The sequence below is a fragment of the Bacillus sp. JJ634 genome, from assembly GCF_036962285.1.
Classification (GTDB): domain Bacteria; phylum Bacillota; class Bacilli; order Bacillales; family DSM-1321; genus Peribacillus; species Peribacillus asahii_A.
The window spans coordinates 24581-38630 of record NZ_JBALMU010000021.1; the positions used below are offsets into that span (position 1 = coordinate 24581).

General features: G+C 36.6%; 15 protein-coding genes. 11 read left to right on the top strand and 4 right to left on the bottom strand.

Going from position 1 to position 14050, the window contains the following annotated elements; genetic code table 11:
* Positions 1-36 precede the first annotated feature (36 nt).
* Both V7068_RS03920 and V7068_RS03925 read left to right on the top strand, forming a co-directional pair.
* A complete protein-coding gene (locus V7068_RS03920) occupies positions 37-1212 on the top strand; it encodes a M20 metallopeptidase family protein (RefSeq protein ID WP_499711174.1) in 1176 nt (391 codons plus the stop codon).
* A gap of 80 nt (positions 1213-1292) precedes the next feature.
* Positions 1293-2369: a class I SAM-dependent methyltransferase gene (locus V7068_RS03925; protein WP_499711175.1), complete on the top strand. Its 1077-nt coding sequence runs from the start codon at positions 1293-1295 to the stop codon at positions 2367-2369.
* 45 nt (positions 2370-2414) lie between these two features.
* On the opposite strand, the gene V7068_RS03930 is transcribed toward V7068_RS03925, so the two are convergent.
* Positions 2415-2657: a DUF2626 domain-containing protein gene (locus V7068_RS03930; protein ID WP_119115521.1), complete on the bottom strand. Its 243-nt coding sequence runs from the start codon at positions 2655-2657 to the stop codon at positions 2415-2417.
* Positions 2658-2743: 86 nt separating this feature from the next.
* Complete coding sequence (locus V7068_RS03935; RefSeq protein WP_499711177.1) at positions 2744-3445, bottom strand: helix-turn-helix transcriptional regulator; 702 nt, start codon at positions 3443-3445, stop codon at positions 2744-2746.
* Between the two features lie 417 nt (positions 3446-3862).
* Here V7068_RS03935 and V7068_RS03940 point away from each other — a divergent pair, with 417 nt between their 5' ends.
* The 4 genes from V7068_RS03940 to V7068_RS03955 all read left to right on the top strand — a co-directional run bounded on the left by V7068_RS03940 (position 3863) and on the right by V7068_RS03955 (position 8039).
* Positions 3863-4303: an ATPase, T2SS/T4P/T4SS family gene (locus V7068_RS03940; RefSeq protein WP_499711178.1), complete on the top strand. Its 441-nt coding sequence runs from the start codon at positions 3863-3865 to the stop codon at positions 4301-4303.
* Positions 4304-4518: 215 nt separating this feature from the next.
* Complete coding sequence (locus V7068_RS03945; RefSeq protein ID WP_499711179.1) at positions 4519-6228, top strand: nuclease-related domain-containing protein; 1710 nt, start codon at positions 4519-4521, stop codon at positions 6226-6228.
* Between the two features lie 609 nt (positions 6229-6837).
* Positions 6838-7152 (top strand): hypothetical protein, encoded by a 315-nt coding sequence (locus V7068_RS03950; protein ID WP_499711181.1) that lies wholly within the window; start codon positions 6838-6840, stop codon positions 7150-7152.
* Positions 7068-8039 (top strand): reverse transcriptase family protein, encoded by a 972-nt coding sequence (locus V7068_RS03955; RefSeq protein WP_499711182.1) that lies wholly within the window; start codon positions 7068-7070, stop codon positions 8037-8039. Before V7068_RS03950 ends, V7068_RS03955 begins: the two co-directional genes overlap by 85 nt.
* A 103-nt stretch (positions 8040-8142) precedes the next feature.
* Here the strand turns inward: V7068_RS03955 and V7068_RS03960 are convergent, their stop codons facing one another.
* The gene (locus tag V7068_RS03960) at positions 8143-8781 is read right to left on the bottom strand and encodes a recombinase family protein (protein ID WP_499711183.1); all 639 of its coding nucleotides are present in this window, start codon (positions 8779-8781) and stop codon (positions 8143-8145) included.
* A 481-nt stretch (positions 8782-9262) separates the two neighbouring features.
* Between V7068_RS03960 and V7068_RS03965 the strand changes: the two genes are divergently transcribed.
* The 3 genes from V7068_RS03965 (at position 9263) to V7068_RS03975 (ending at position 11305) form a co-directional block, all read left to right on the top strand.
* Positions 9263-9580, top strand: coding sequence for a helix-turn-helix domain-containing protein (locus V7068_RS03965; protein WP_499711184.1), 318 nt, complete (start codon positions 9263-9265; stop codon positions 9578-9580).
* Positions 9577-9804, top strand: coding sequence for a hypothetical protein (locus V7068_RS03970; protein WP_499711185.1), 228 nt, complete (start codon positions 9577-9579; stop codon positions 9802-9804). Before V7068_RS03965 ends, V7068_RS03970 begins: the two co-directional genes overlap by 4 nt.
* A gap of 403 nt (positions 9805-10207) precedes the next feature.
* Complete coding sequence (locus tag V7068_RS03975; protein ID WP_499711186.1) at positions 10208-11305, top strand: replication initiation factor domain-containing protein; 1098 nt, start codon at positions 10208-10210, stop codon at positions 11303-11305.
* 402 nt (positions 11306-11707) lie between these two features.
* Here V7068_RS03975 and V7068_RS03980 read toward each other — a convergent pair whose 3' ends face one another.
* The gene (locus V7068_RS03980) at positions 11708-13099 is read right to left on the bottom strand and encodes a recombinase family protein (RefSeq protein WP_499711187.1); all 1392 of its coding nucleotides are present in this window, start codon (positions 13097-13099) and stop codon (positions 11708-11710) included.
* 40 nt (positions 13100-13139) lie between these two features.
* Here V7068_RS03980 and V7068_RS03985 point away from each other — a divergent pair, with 40 nt between their 5' ends.
* Positions 13140-13775 carry an ATPase, T2SS/T4P/T4SS family gene (locus V7068_RS03985; protein WP_499711189.1) on the top strand — a complete coding sequence of 212 codons (636 nt, stop codon included), beginning with the start codon at positions 13140-13142 and terminating at the stop codon, positions 13773-13775.
* On the top strand, positions 13762-14050 hold a 289-nt coding region (locus V7068_RS03990), incomplete at its 3' end, for a type II secretion system F family protein (RefSeq protein ID WP_499711191.1). The genes V7068_RS03985 and V7068_RS03990, both read left to right, overlap by 14 nt.

Sequence of the window (14050 nt, forward strand, 5' to 3'; positions counted from 1 at the left end):
GTAAAGCTTTATGATGGGATGGGAGAGGTGAAATCGATGCATATGGAACAGATATATGGACAAATAGAAAATAGCTTTTCTGAACTTGTTGAATGGCGAAGATATTTACACCAAAATCCCGAGTTATCTTTTCAGGAAACGGAAACCGCAACGTTTATTGCCCAGAAGCTGCGTAGTTTTGGGTTAGACGTAAAAGAGAATATTGGCGGAAATGGTGTTATTGGTATTCTTACAGGAGAACAAGAAGGGAAAACAATCGCCTTAAGAGCAGATTTTGATGCTCTTCCGATTCAGGATGAAAAGGAGACGACATATAAATCACAAAAAACAGGTGTGATGCATGCTTGTGGTCATGATGGCCATACATCTGCACTGCTTGGGGTAGCACGAACGCTTAGCCAGTTTCGAGAAAAAATAAAAGGGAAACTCATTTTCATTTTTCAACATGCAGAGGAGAAGCCTCCTGGCGGCGCAAAATTTATGGTCGAAGACGGGGCATTAGATGGAGTAGACGCTGTATTTGGTGCACATCTAGCAACAGATATTCCCTATGGAAAAGTGGCGGTTGGTTCAGGATTTCGTATGGCTGCAGTCGATGCTTTTACGATTACAATTGAAGGAAAAGGGGGACATGGAGCGAGACCTCATCAGTCAATTGATTCCATTGTGATTGGAAGCGAAATTGTCCAATCTTTGCAAAAAATTGTGAGTCGCAGAATTAATCCTTTACAGGCAGCAGTGGTCACTATTGGCGTTTTTCAAGCAGGTGATGCTTTCAACGTTATTGCCAATTCAGCTAAGCTTGAAGGAACCGTTCGTACTTTTGACCATGATGTACGCGTTCAAATTGAAGAAGAAATCCGTTCTATTGTTAAAGGGATTACGGAGGCACATCATGCTAGTTATCATATTGATTATTTAAATGGCTATCCGGCTTTATATAATCATCCTTCGGAAACGGAATTATTGAGAGAAGTTTTGATAGAACTATTTTCAAAAGAGTCGATTGTAGAATTCGAGCCGTCCATGGGCGCAGAAGATTTTGCATACTTTTTACAAGAAAAACCGGGAACGTACTTTAAAGTGGGGGCTCGAAATGAGCATGAAAGCACGCATTTTCCACACCATCATCCTCGTTTTGATTTTGAGGAGAAAGCGCTGGTCATAATCGGAAAAGCCTTTGTGAAAATTATTGAGCATTATGTATTCTAGTTAACAGGCATCTGAGACAAATTTTGTTTCAGGTGCCTATTTTTTTATAATATTAGAAGGTAAATGGGGGTGGCAGTGTAATGGAGAAGTATATGAAACAGCTAATTATGAATAGTCCGGACCAAAAAATTTCTTTTTGCGAGTACATGGAGGCCGTTTTATATACACCGGAGATTGGCTATTATATGCGTTCCAGGGAGAAAATTGGGAGAGAGGGAGACTTTTATACATCTGTCAATGTAGGAGATGTATTTGGGCGAGTATTAGCTAAATGGTTTGCTTATCTAATAAAGGAGTACAACCTGCCTCCAACAATCATTGAAATGGGTTCTGGAGACGGAAAGCTTGCTTATGATATATTGCATTATTGGAAAGAGAAGGAGATTCAACTTTTTGATTGTGTTGAATATAGATTAGTTGATCGTAGTTTAGACCATCAGCAGAGGCAAAAAGAACGGCTAATGGCTTTTCCTCAGGTTTCTTTTGGAGGTGTTCTTGAGCAAAATTCAGAGATAAATGGAATTGTTTTCTCCAATGAGTTGTTCGATGCTTTACCTGTTCATAGTATTGAGAAGCAGAATGGAGAAATGGTGGAGGTATTTGTTACAGTAAAGAACGAAACGCTTACTGAAATAAAATCGCCATTGAAGAATGATAAAATTACTTCTTATTTAGAGAGTCAGAACCTTTGTTTAAAAGAAGGACAGCGCATGGAAATACCATTACAAATGGTGGAACTATATCAAAATCTTGCATCGCGAATACAATCTGGATTGCTTGTAACGATTGATTATGGTTATACAGATGAAGAGTGGGAACAACCCATTCATTGTCAAGGCAGTTTGCGTGGTTATTACCAACACAGAATGGTAAGGAATGTTTTAGAGCATCCAGGTAAGATGGATTTAACGTCCCATATTCATTTTGATTGTTTAAGAAGAGAAGGAGTAAAGTATGGATTTGTTGAGGAGGATTTTTTACAACAGCAGGCATTTTTAGTGAAGGCAGGAATCATGGATGAATTAGAAGAAGATAATGGACTTGACCCATTTTCGGAAACAGCAAAGCGAAATCGAGCTATTCGAAGTTTACTTGTCGGGGGATATAGTGAGTATTTTCGAGTTCTTGTTCAGTCAAAGGGGCTTATTAACGGGTAAATCAACAGCCCATAAAATAAGATTTATGGGCGATGTATTATTATTTTAGTGAGCGGCACCAGGGGTCATTAAAAAGACAGTATAGTACGTAAATCCAGCGAAGAAAACGGTTAAGTATGCGCCAAACACATACAAATACATCCGTTCAGACAGTTTTAAATAACTTAAAAGCACAAAGAATCCTGTTTGAGCAAAGAAAAGTAAAGAAGTTTGGTACATATCGCCTAAATAGAAGAAAATGGCCATGATTCCTGTCCAAAAGCCACATACTCTAAACATGCGTTCCATTTGTAACCCTCCTCTTTTTTCCAAACATTGTCATTATAAAACCATTATAGTGTAATTGATAGGGCTATGTAAAGCTACGTTTGTATCTACTTTGTAATGATTGCTTTATAGGTACAGAATGCGTATTCAGAAATAGAGTCTTGAATTTCTACTAGTTTTATTTTATCGAATACAGCTTGGACGATTCCATTTAGAAAAGCGGTGCGCATTGTGGCAATGGTCTTCCGATTGGTTACAGCAATCTCACTAAATGGACAGTTAGAAATGCGTAAAACAATTTCATTTTCCTCTGAATTTGATTGGAAATTAGGAGAAAATCCTGCAGCGGTTGCGACATTATTGAGCAAATTGACTTTGCCTTGAAAGGATAAATGCTCAAAAGTAATGGCATTTTGAGCTAATTGTTGATTCACGAGTTCTTGACCGAATGTTCTTCCAGTATGGGACAAGGCCTTAATCCCTTGTTCCCCTAACTTACTCATCGATTCGATGGCTATTTTAGCAAGAAGCTGATAATCTCGGCTAGGAAAATGAAGCTGAATAACTTTATCTGATAATCGATATAGCCTGCTTGGACGCCCTCCCTTACCAGTTTTTCTTGTCTCAGAAACCAGCATGTTTACGTCTTCTAGCTTGGATAGATGGAGTCGGGCTACGTTTGGATGAATGTCAAATGAATCAGCAATTTCTTGTACAGTGACATCATGATGATTTTTAATAATGTATTGGTAGATGTAAAATCGTGTAGGGTCTGCCAGCACATTTGTAATTCGTAATGTTTGTTCCACCTTCTCGCCTCCTAATGTTATTTGTTCCATTATAATACAGAGAGTAAAAAATGGAATGAAGGAAACGAGGATACACTTTTTGTTTAGAAAATGTTCACATTTTACACAGGTTAATAGTGTTTAATTATATACAAAAGCTATCAAATGCTTAAAAGTTAGTAAATTGTGAACAATTGGTGTTTTTTTAAACCGTCATTAGATGGCTTTAAAGTGTAATAGAACAGAACCTATAAGTAATATGAACGAAATGAGGTTATTTAATAAGTGGTATTTACTGGATAACGCGAAATGAGAAAAAATTGAAAGTATGATCATGACATAGCCAATATAAATAAATTTTTTTTGAAAAAAAGAAGGATTTTGCCAGCGAGTGTCGAAAATTGGAAATATAGAAAATGAGGAGGTGAATGCTCAGGCATGTCTATTGAAAAAACGGCAGATGATATTTTGAAGCGTGCTATCAGGTTAGCTGCATCAGATATTCATATTTTGCCTCGCAAAGAAGGTCCGCTAGTTCGATTTCGAATCGATAATCGACTCATTCCCCAAGAAACTCTCTCTTTTGAAGAAACAGAACGCCTTATCTCCCATCTAAAATATCTCGCATCAATGGATATCGGCGAAAAAAGAAGACCCCAAAATGGTTCGATTACGCTTCATTTAGAAGATAGAGTGATCGGGCTTAGATTATCAACATTACCTACTACAGCATATGTTGAAAGTTTAGCCATTCGTTTAATTCCCCAGCAAAACATTCTGCCACTTAACCAACTCTCTCTTTTTCCAACCACTACCGAGCGATTGATTTCTCTTTTAAAGCACTCACATGGAATGATTATTTTTACAGGTCCGACATGACCTGTAACGTAGGGATAACAGGACTATTAAACCTATTGAATCATTGAGATTTCTTTCTCTATGTCAGTTTCATCCGGTGATCAATGCGTTCTTTATAAGCTCCGTTGTTCATGTTTTGGTTAGGATAGAGTATTTAACGTTTTGAGTTTATTTTAAACGTAAAAACATATAAGATTATAGTAGGTGTATTAAATAATAAAAGGATGGTTAGAGTTTTGGACGAAAAAGAACAACAAGAAAAAAAGGCTTTTGAACTATTTGGAGACATTTTCTCGAGTATATATAATGAGAGCAAAGATTATTATGAAGTGGAGCTTTTAAAATATTTAATGTGTCATACACTCGTGGTTTTTCAAGGAAAAGGTTTATATGCTAAAGTCCCCACTTTTTTAGATCCTGATCCACTGATAACAAATCATGTGAAAAAATTAGATTTAACAGACGCGGAGTATAATGGTAGAGGCGAAATAACTGAAGTTTGTAATAAAATTTTAAACAGTCTTATTGAAGACTTTCAAGAACTAACCAAGCAAAACCCTATGGGATACCTAATTTGTTTATTAACGTATCTTGAAAGAAGTGTATTAGGAACATTTGCTTCATTTACATGGATTCATGATAAATTGCGACATAATGAGTTAGTTACAAATGAAAAATACGAATTTGGAAAAGTACTGTCAGACTCATTTTTATATCTATTTGAAGAAAATAACGATAGGTTTAATGGTGTATTTAAAAACTGGGAAGGCTTTTTAGGTCTTGATAAGTTTTCCTTTGAAATTACCCTTGAAATAGTTTGCGACTCCTTAAAAAACCTAGATTCTAGTTCAAATATTGTTAATAAAGAAAAGGCGCTAGAATACTCGCGTGCCATCGGGACAGTTATGCACTTGAGGGATAATGCGAATAATGAAATTTTTTCTCTGCCGTCCCTTACCATAACAAATGAAGGTTTATTGCAACAAAATAAAGTTGAAAATTTTGAAGATAAATTTTTAGAGTTCCAAGAGGCAAATATTCATTGGTTAATAAATAAGAGTGAAAAAAAACATATTTCTTCTAGTAACTTAAATAGGATTAATAGGATTTGCAAAGCACACCTTGGTTTCAGCTTAGATGAAATTGTGGAGTTAGCTACTAGTCTGCTAAATTACTATGATTCGAATACATGGTTAATAAGCACCCTAGAAACCTTTCCTGGAAAGATCCAAAAATTTTTCAACAAGGATGCAGAGGATATAAAGAGATTATTATCCTCAATGGTTCGAGAACCTGGAGATAATAATTATCTTATTTCCAAAAGGCCTTCCAGACCATTAAGAAAAAGCTTAATTCTTTATTATAATGATTGGTTTATTTCTCCTAGTTCAATCTTTTATTTTGCGCTAAATGGCTTATACAACGACATAATTGATGGTACTGTCGACAACGAGGAGTTATTAAGTCAACTGGAGCGGGTTTACCAAAATATTGATAATGAATTTGAAGTGGAAATTGCGAATAAATTAAGACAAGAATTAGAGGCGCCAACAATCCATAATGTAGAAAAAATATATATCGATACAGTTAGATTTAAAAAACCACCAGGACAAATTGATATAATTTGCATGTTTAAAGATACTTTGTTTGTAATTGAATGCAAAAATTTCCCTTTTAAATATAATACACAGTCGATTGGTAACGAAATAAAAAAAACTAAGACCACTTTCTCGTACAAACTTCAAAAAAAGATAGAATTTGTTGAAGAGAATTTGGATTTAATTTGTAGAGACTTAACAGTAGATAAAACCAAAATAACTAAAGTTAGTGGGATTTTTATTACTAACAACTTCTCTTTCGCACAGATAATAGATGGAATTAATTTCCCTGTGTTAAACCAAACTAATTTATTGGATTGGTTTAATCATTACGAAGATAATCTGTAATTGCTATAATAACTTTTTAAAACCGGTACATAAACTGCCTGACCTGTTAGCCAACCATGAAGCAGACCTTCACCACATAAAATTGTAATAAAAATGCGTTCTTCCATGTGGTAGTTGAACCTAAAACCTAAAAGATTTTGGTAGTAAATCAGCGGCTATTTAGTGAACCAAATAACAGGCGATCATAACCTGGTAAGCATCAAAGAATAATGTGAGGTAAAACTGTAAGACATATTATCAGATTTTTCGATATTTTTTGAGTAAATCACTTTGGATAATCTTACTAATGTAGTATAATAAAACTGCGAAGCTTGAATGGGAATTATTCTCTGCAAATTTTTAGTTCATCAGTTGTTATGATGAGCGAGCATTTTGAAGACAGGTGATATCACTGACGTCCGAGGCACAGTGTACCCGGGCACACGTGTGTCACACTATCTATCATTATGGCACACAACTAAACTACGATAATAGGTTCACAAGTACTAAGAGTGAGCAGAGGTTTGGTTACTCTTGGGGTTAGAGATGCTGATGGTATGTCCCGTATTTCTCCTTTAATTGAATTGAGCAGAGGGGGGCTAAGGCCCTTAATTCAAAGGAGGTTTTAATATGGAAACCAGAAAACAAGCTCGCATCCATCAGAAAAAAGAGAGGAAAAAACGCTTTAGATTGAAGCTGAAGAAACTGCTATTAAGATTTCTTTTAGGCGCTACATCTGGCCTTGGTTATTTGATCGGTTCTCAAGCCCTTCCTAATGCGGATTCCATCTTTAGCTTTATTAAAGAACTCTTTTTAATCATCTCTAATTCCCGATATAAAATTAAAGGGGTTTATGTAAAATGGACTTTGAAACCAGCCCTTTATTTAGATTGGAATCAAAAAAGAAGCTATCGAAAATCCTGTCAATCGATGCAAAGGCATTGAAGGATTTAGAGGCTTCTTTTCAGTGTTTTCCATTTACAAAGAAGAAGGGAAACAAAGTAAGAGAGTTGTATGACCAAGATGTAAGATACAAAAGAATGTTAAGGAAATTAAATAGTTTACTTCAGTCTACAGAATATCCAGCTTACGTATTTGGTGGTATGCGTGGAAAGGATCATAAACTTCATGCGCTGTACCATACTACCGAAAATAATGATAATTTACATGTTTGTAAAATAGACATAAAAGATTTTTTTCCAAGTACAAAAGATTCTTATGTTTACGGCTTTTTTAAAAACAAGTTAAAAATGAGTCCGGATGTTTCAAGAATTCTAACATTATTGACTACGCAGCCCTCTAGGGATAAAGATAGTAGGAACTTACCTCAAGGATTTCCTACAAGCACGATTCTTTCCTATTTGTCTTATTTTGATATGTTTAATGGTATCTATATACTAGCGGCAAGATTCAATATTAAATTTTCGTTGTTTGTTGACGATATGGTGTTTTCGAAAAGTTCTAGCATACCTAAAAACTTTATCAAACAGGTAATAAATATAATATCGAAGTATGAACTTACAATTCATCCTCGGAAAATAAAATATTATGCCGGTGATCAAGCTAAAAAAATTACAGGTGTCATTGTTACTGATAAAAAAGCAATTAGATCTTCAAATGCCTTACAAAAAGAAATGTATCAGAATTTCCTTAGGCTAAAACAATTTCCTTTGGCAGAGGTACAGAATCAACCAATGCCAATGAAGGATGATGTGAGAAAACTAATTCTAGTATTAAAAGGTCAGCTTCATGCTATCAAATATGTTGAGACATACAGGCTATTTCCACATATACATAAAGTTATAAAAGAATATGAAAATTTCTATATGTAGAGCATTTTTTAAAAGAGTCGGTCCTATCCAGACTCTTTTTGTCATTTTGTGGTGTTGCTTATTCTGTTCATTTTATGTTCTGTTAAACTTCACTGTAAAATGGTTAATTTGTAGCTTCATATTCCTTAACAATTTTATAGAATGTGTTCTTTTTTAGGTCTAGTATCTGCATAAATTCAACTGCCTTAATGTTGCCGGCTTTCCATTCTGAATACTTTTCTTGAAATGTTTTAAGTTGGCTCTTGGATAATGTATCTAACCCCATTTTCGGGCGGCCCAGATGCTTTCCTTTGGCTTTTGCTACTGCAATACCTTCTTTTTGTCTCTGTTTAATCTTCTTGCGCTCTTGTTCTGCTACATAAGACAAAAGAGAAAGAAATTGGTCTTCCATGAGTTTTCCCATATCGCCCATACTCTTAAATTTTCTACTATCAAATAACTGTTCGTTTTCAAGTATGACAATATCTGCATTAACTTCTCTGGTTATGTGCTGCCATTCCTTTTTGATGCCGTCATAATCACGTCCTAAGCGGTCTAATGCATCAATATAAACTAAGTCGCCCTCCCTGAGGTTATTCCTTAATGCCTGGTATAAAGGACGCTCAAAATTGGCTCCTGTAGCTTTATCAACGTAAATATCTCTTTCATTGATTCCTTTACTTAACATCTTTTCTAATTGTCTCGCTTCGTTCTGATCAGTTGCTGAAACTCTTATGTATCCAAATACTTTTGTTGCTACCATTTTAATCCTCTCCTTAATCTAATTTTATCTTATTCGTTTATAAAGGTAATTAAAATTAAAAAAACGTTTATATATTTATTTTCATACCATTACAAACGAAAATAAACTAAGTTTATAGCTGTCCTTAAAGGTATACCTTTACCAACGCAATCTTCCCCCCGGGGGTGGGCACGGTAACATTTCCGGATAAAACCCATATAAACCACCTTGTCCTTCGAAAAATATTAAAAAATTTATCTATATAGGAAAAAATTACAAGTAAATAAATTTGGTCAAACAGACCGAAAAAAATGTCCATAGTTAAATTGCTACTCGGAACCTCTGAATACCTTAAAAACGCTTGTATATGGGTGTTTTAGCAACTGCACCCCCACTGGGTGGCATCTAAAACAGTGAATTCAGAAAAGCCTATTAAAAACATTTGACTAATCGAAAACAAGTGCTTATGTTTACCGCAAATAAAAGAAAAGGTGGAAATAGCATGGCGAAAATGATGTTTGATGAATCTATGGAAATTATGGTTGAGGACTTATCACTTGGTGAAATGCTCAACTGGAACCGTGAAATTGATGGATTAACTCTTAAAGAGTTTGAAGCTATCACTGGAATTTGCTATACATTGGTTTCCCGTTATGAGCGGGATCTCAAAAAAATTAGCCCTAACCATGAGGAAATTATCGTTTCTTACATTGCGGGGGCTTATGACGAACAAATAAAGCAGTTGAAACAAGAAAAACAGCAAAAAAAGGTTGCGGGATTTGCAAACCGCCGGACAAATAAGGAGGATTTAACAGCATGATGAATTACTATGAAACACTTATTAAGCGGTTGGAAGATGAAAACAGCCGTGTGGATACAACAAAGGCTCAAAAAGAAGCGAATCAATGGCGTATACGGTACTTGCAGATGACGAATAGACCAAAAAAGTCATCTGAAACACCTTATGTACGGATAGACGCCGTTAGGAACGCTCTCACAAAGCCGGGTTATACATGTGCTCCAAACCGCATATTGGGACAATAGGGGTTTCCCTTTCTAATTTAGGGGGCTGTCCGGAGGGTGGGGTTTGGGCAAAGCCCAAGGTTTGCAATGGGCAAGAATTGTGCAGTTGCTCTATCTATCTTCCCGGACCCGTTAAACTAGAAAGACTGACGGAACACCTTACTTCCTTCTAATTCAGTGCGGTGCCGTCGGTGATCTTACGGCAACGGGGAAGGGTGCTATTGTCAAGGGCTTGAAGTTTAGCGTTAGCTACACTTTTGTGAAGCGGGGCTGAACAACCCTTGATAATAGCATGATATGAGCTCATTTTTCATTACTAGTATTTTTAGATGTTGATCTATGTTAACCGTGTTTTGCAAATTATGGGCACGATCTTTTTGCCCACTAGCCGAAGGCTTATAAATATAGGAGGAAAATTACTACAATGGGACAACAAAACAAAGCGGAATTAAGAGATTTTCAATTCCCGTACACTAACAGGGGAGGTGGGCATACATTGGAAAACGGCTTGAGGGCTTGTATAGACTGGCTTGAAGTCACTTTCTTTTCTGTAAGTCCGGAACAATTAATTTCGGACATTTTACTGCTCAATCCAGCCACCTTTTTTCTTGATAGAGGGACCAATGGATATCGTCAATGTTTGCGTAATAGCAGCATAGCAATTTTCTTTGATGGAAGGGAGGATATGGGCATCCATTTGGAGATGACGGGTCGTGGATGCAGGGAGTATGAAAGCTACAACAAGCGTTCTTGGAAACAACTATGTACGGTTGTGCTTGATTATCAAGCTTCCTTCTCACGTTTGGATATTGCAGTGGATGACTTCGAAGGATTTTTTACTATTAAAGGTATAGTAAGGAAAGTTAAGAACAAAGAACTGGTATCGAAGTTTAAAAGGGCTCGTAATTTCGAGGATATAGAAATTACAACAGGAAAAGTTGGAGGGATAACGGTCTATTTTGGCTCCAATAAGTCCAATGTCCAAATTAGAATGTATGACAAGTTGAGTGAGCGACAAAACACCAATTACATGCTTCCCGACGGCATCAGCTTTTGGAATCGTACGGAGATTCAGTTAAGGAATACAAAAGCCCAATTGGTAGCGGAAATATTAGCAACAGAAAAAGAAGGTGAAATAGCCATCGGGAAAACTGTTTGCGGTATATTGAAGAATTACCTACGATTTACTGTAAAAGGTAAGGATTCGAATCGTAGTAGGTGGAAAACAGCACCCTTTTGGAGGAATTTTCTCGCTGGAGTAGATGTATTACCGCTCACCATAATCAAAGAAACAAAAACCATTGAAGATAAGGAAGAGTGGTTAAGAAAACAAGCTGCACCATCCTTAGCAGTCATATTTGAAGCGTATGGCGGTGATATAGATAAAATAGAAGAGATAATAATAGAAGGTACACAACGCTTAACACCAAAGGATTACGACATGATTAACCAATACAAAGAAAACAAAAAGACTCCCATTGTGGCTAACAATGAAAGTCTCCAAGGATTTCCAATATCATAAGTAATCATAACCTATTTAACAGCATCTATGCAATGTCATATGCTAAGTAGTATAACTCTTGAAGAGGTCATCTGAGGCCTCTTTCTTTTAATAAAGATAACTACGCCAAACTGCTAAATTTGTTAAACCGAGGCGTGGGTAAACATTACCATTGCGTTTTTCTGTTTAAATGGTTTCGATACCTCTAGCAAATAACAGCAAGGGGAGTCAGACATGAGCAAAATTAAAGTTATCGTTGTTAATAAACCATCAGCAGATGCAATCAAAGCTGCAGCAAGTATATTATTACAGACTATAAAAAAAAGCGCCTAGATTATTTCTAGAGCGCCTTTTTTGTCTATATGGGTCTTTCTCATTAATCGAGATTCGATTTATAGACTTACTCGATTTGTCTGAGAGCGACTATTTATATACGATCCTTAACACTGGAGTAGTGCGGCCCTTATCATACCTCCAAACAATGCCTCTAATTAGCACGTGGAGGACTCGATTAACAACCTCATCTGATAATCCTTCTCCATCTAGAAACTGCCACTTGCCAACCAGTGTATCAATCGCAGCGAGCTGTTCTTCCAGTGATTGTTTCACAGCTTCCGTATTAGGAATGGCTTCTAATTCTGCATGCAGTGATTCTAATTCAGCTTGTCTTTTAGTCTTTCTCTCTCGATACTGGGGCAGCGTTATTTCATCTTCTTCAAACAGAATCTCTATCTTATCTAAAGCTATCTCAACCTTTTGTATGGCCTTCTGGAGCTGTTCTGTACGATAGGTAGTGGTATTATTGCTCTCTGTGTTGTTCTCAAGCTCTAAAATGCTATTTAACAGTGTTTCTTTGTGGCTTAATACATCTGCTTTAATTAGCGTTAATACATCATTATAATAGTATGTTCTATTGCCACACTTACATACCTTTACATAGTATTTATCAATGTGCGGATGATAATTACATCCTTGTACTTTGCCACAGTTACCACAGTAAATCAATCCAGTAGTAGGATACACACGATTCTTGCTTCTAGGAGCCTTAAAGCTATATTCATTCACAATTGTATTCGCTTTGTTCCATACATCGGCTATTACAATGGCTTCGTGAGTATCCTTTAGGCCGTGAAGACAGCCTTTATACACCTCATTATTGACGATACGAAGAATAGCATTGTAATGGAATTGAGAGCCTGTACGCGTCCTTATATGCATTCTTTCAAGCTCTTTTATGAGTGATGGTATTGTCCTTCCATCTACAATTGAATTAAAAATGAATCTGACATCTTCGGCTCTATCATTTGGTACTAGTTTCTTATCTTTGCCTTTATCGTATCCAAGCGGAGGAATACCATCCACCCATTGTCCCTGTTGTTTGCAGTATGTTTTAGCTCTCTGCATCCGCTTGTGTATCAGCTTGTATTCCTGCGATGCTATGAGGCTGCTTACACCCATTAAGAGGCTGTCATCGTCTTTCTGTAGGTCGTATATGCGGTATGGTGTTATGATTAGTGTTCCAGTGTCATGTAGGACACGTTTAATGTCGCTTGAGTCGAATTCATTGCGGCTAAGCCTATCTATATCCATCACAGCAACTGCATTATACATACCTTGTTTGATTAGTTCTAACATATGGACCATTTCTGGTCTGTTGCCTATGCTACTAGATGAAGCTATCTCTCTAAATACATCATAAGCATAATTGTTATTCCGGCAGAGATTGACGAGAGTGTGTTCATGCACCTTTAACACTTCATCAATGCCCAGACCTTCTTCATCACGGCTTCTTCTTAAATATATTGCGACCTTCATGATGTTCACCTTCTAATGTTATATAAAAAGGGATTATAACATGTTATCCCTAAGTGCTCAACCAACTGGATCAGGCAAAACGACAACGCTGTACTCCATCCTTCATCATGTGCAGGAATTGTATAACCGCCATGTTATTACTCTTGAAGATCCTATCGAAAATCAATCCGAAAACGTATTGCAAGTTCAAATTAATGAGAAAGCGGGAATTACGTATTCAGTCGGTTTAAAGGCAGCTTTACGTCACGATCCCGATGTAATTATGGTGGGAGAAATTCGTGATTCAGAAACAGCTAAAATAGCGATTAGGGCGGCACTTACAGGCCATTTACTGTTAACAACGATGCATAGCCGCGATGCCACAGGAGCTATTTCACGGCTGTTAGAGTTTGGTGTAAGCTGGTTAGAAATTGAACAAAGTTTAATTGCCGTAACGGCACAGCGTTTAGTCGAATTAAAAAATCGAAGAACAGTAGGCGGTGCTGCAAATAAGCGAGCAAGTGTGTATGAACTTCTTTATGGAAGAGATTTAGTGAAAGTGTTACAAGGAGTAAAAGGAGAGAATATCAAAGCTCGCCATCGAACGTTGAAAGAAGAAATCGGTAAAGCTGTAGCGATGGGCTTTGTCGAGAACAAAGAATTTGAAAGATTGGTATTTATTGATGAGAGGGGGTAAATGGAAGGTAAAGGAGCAAGCTTCATTTTTACTAAAGCTTGGGGAATTGTTGGAACACGGTTATTCTTTAGCACAAGCGATTCGTTTTTTAACGTTTCAGGAGTCGAAAAAAAGACAAGAAGATTTACAGAAAGGAATGGAACAGTTAAAAAATGGTGAGGCTTTACATCAAGTTTTAGCCGAAATGAAATTTCATTCTCAACTTGTAAGTTATATTTATTATGGAGAGCAATATGGTGAGTTATCGCGAGCATTAAAGGGGGGAGGGAAGTATT

What these genes read in the sequence shown, in the direction of transcription:
- V7068_RS03985 (WP_499711189.1), top strand. Translation starts at nt 13,140, where the DNA reads ATGTTATCCCTAAGTGCTCAACCAACTGGATCAGGCAAAACGACAACG.
- V7068_RS03925 (WP_499711175.1), top strand. Translation starts at nt 1,293, where the DNA reads ATGGAGAAGTATATGAAACAGCTAATTATGAATAGTCCGGACCAAAAA.
- V7068_RS03980 (WP_499711187.1), bottom strand. Translation starts at nt 13,099, where the DNA reads ATGAAGGTCGCAATATATTTAAGAAGAAGCCGTGATGAAGAAGGTCTG.
- V7068_RS03960 (WP_499711183.1), bottom strand. Translation starts at nt 8,781, where the DNA reads ATGGTAGCAACAAAAGTATTTGGATACATAAGAGTTTCAGCAACTGAT.
- V7068_RS03970 (WP_499711185.1), top strand. Translation starts at nt 9,577, where the DNA reads ATGATGAATTACTATGAAACACTTATTAAGCGGTTGGAAGATGAAAAC.
- V7068_RS03965 (WP_499711184.1), top strand. Translation starts at nt 9,263, where the DNA reads ATGGCGAAAATGATGTTTGATGAATCTATGGAAATTATGGTTGAGGAC.
- V7068_RS03975 (WP_499711186.1), top strand. Translation starts at nt 10,208, where the DNA reads ATGGGACAACAAAACAAAGCGGAATTAAGAGATTTTCAATTCCCGTAC.
- V7068_RS03930 (WP_119115521.1), bottom strand. Translation starts at nt 2,657, where the DNA reads ATGGAACGCATGTTTAGAGTATGTGGCTTTTGGACAGGAATCATGGCC.
- V7068_RS03950 (WP_499711181.1), top strand. Translation starts at nt 6,838, where the DNA reads ATGGAAACCAGAAAACAAGCTCGCATCCATCAGAAAAAAGAGAGGAAA.
- V7068_RS03940 (WP_499711178.1), top strand. Translation starts at nt 3,863, where the DNA reads ATGTCTATTGAAAAAACGGCAGATGATATTTTGAAGCGTGCTATCAGG.
- V7068_RS03920 (WP_499711174.1), top strand. Translation starts at nt 37, where the DNA reads ATGCATATGGAACAGATATATGGACAAATAGAAAATAGCTTTTCTGAA.
- V7068_RS03955 (WP_499711182.1), top strand. Translation starts at nt 7,068, where the DNA reads ATGGACTTTGAAACCAGCCCTTTATTTAGATTGGAATCAAAAAAGAAG.